Consider the following 1640-nt stretch of genomic DNA (forward strand, 5'->3'; position numbering starts at 1 on the left):
GCGGTGGCGAGATGTCCGCGGAAATGGCTTTCTCCGCTGAGGTTGACCAGCTGCGCCGGGGTGCGCGTGGTCATCTCGTCCGCCCAGAGTGCGTGATAGTCGACCGTGACCAGGGTGGTCGGGTGGGCCTGCATACCCCAGCCGAGATTCAGACGACTCAGGTTCGTCGCCTCGCCGACGCGGCTTTCCAACGGCCACTGATAAATCATCAGCTCGCTCCACTGCGGCCAGCGGCCCCAGAGCGGGTCGAAGGCCTGGGTGTCGTTGCTGTCGGGGTCGTTGCCCGAGAGAAACTCGTAGCCGAGATGAAAGCGGTTGGCGAGCGGATCATTCAGGCTGTAGGTGGCGCGTCCGTTGAAGGCGAAAGCATCCAGGTCCGCATCATTGCGGGTGCCCCATTGGTAGGCGCCCTCGGCGCGCAGCGCCCAGTGCGGGGTCGGCTTGGACTCAGCGCGCATACCGAGCGTGTAGGCGACACCTGAGTCGGGCGGGGACGGAAAGGGCGCGCCGTTGTTGACCCGAATATTGCCGGGTGTGTTCTCCGGCGTGCTGCTCTTGTACATCAGATAGGCGTCGAGGTCGGTGGCCTTGACCAGGCTCTTGTTGCGGGCATAGAGGATGGCGCCGGTCTCGTTTTGCTCGATTTGATCCTCGATCTCGCCGTTCAAGGGACTCGGGAAGCGCCCGGTGTCGGCGTCCTGATTCAGGTAGATGAGATCGAGCGTGGTCCCGATGGACTCCAGGTTATAGGTCGCGCGGGCCGCATCGAAATAGATGGTCCGGGAGCCGTCGAGCGGGGTGCCGTCTAGGACCAGCCAGCCGTTGCCGAGGATGATCTCCTGGCGACCGAGCTTCACCGAGAGCGGCGAGCCGGCGATGTCGTTGAAGGTGACATCGAGCAGATCGAAGAAGAGTCCGCCGCTGTACCAGGTCTCGAAACCAGGGATCGGCCACTGATTCTCCTTGGGCTTGTTGGAGTGACGGCCTTCCCACATGAGTCGCGCGGTAGCGACGATATGGTCGGTCGGTGCGTAGATCCCCCAAAGACGTCCGCGATACCGCTGAAAGGTCCGGTCGGCCGTCGGGCTCTGGTCGTTCAGGCCGACATTGCCGATGAAGACCTGGCGAAGACGCAGATCCGCCCCCGGCTTGAAGCTCGAGACCGCCTCCGCCTCTTGAGTGCCGGCCGAGGCGCCTGCCGAAAACAGCGCGGCGGCGAGAGCCGCCAGCCATGTCGATGCGTGTCTAGAAATCATCGTCCACCTTCTTCTCGTCAAGCGCCCAGAGGCGGTCCTCGGGTGTCACCTCGTCGCGCGCCGCGTTGCGACGGACGAGCCCGTAGATGATGCCGATCACGGCCATCGAGATGGCGCCGAGATAGGCCATAAGGACATACGGATCATCGATACCCAGCATCCCATGCGCTCCTGAATTGAATTGCGTCCGAGGCTACGGTTGATCTGGTGCAAACGCGTTTCGTCGCCGCGCCTAAAGCAAACCTAGTGCTCGACCGAAAACCCCATTTTTACCCGTCCCGGCACCGCGTCCTGAATGGCGGACCGGTGCCGGTGCATTCAATTGAACCTCATTCGCTGCGGATTCGCGGAATCAAGCTGCCTTAATGAGAATGAATCGCATCG

Annotated in this window: 2 protein-coding genes; both read right to left on the reverse strand. The window is 62.5% G+C overall.

The annotated features are described in order from the left end of the window. The coding region (locus VLR48_RS15520; RefSeq protein WP_325292662.1) for an alginate export family protein at window positions 1–1256 on the reverse strand (1256 nt) is incomplete at its 3' end. Further along, window positions 1246–1416 (reverse strand): symporter small accessory protein, encoded by a 171-nt coding sequence (locus VLR48_RS15525; RefSeq protein ID WP_296809188.1) that lies wholly within the window; start codon window positions 1414–1416, stop codon window positions 1246–1248. The genes VLR48_RS15525 and VLR48_RS15520, both read right to left, overlap by 11 nt. Window positions 1417–1640 lie beyond the last annotated feature (224 nt).

The organism is Thiocapsa sp. (assembly GCF_035467215.1).
In the GTDB taxonomy this organism is placed as follows: Bacteria; Pseudomonadota; Gammaproteobacteria; order Chromatiales; family Chromatiaceae; genus Thiocapsa.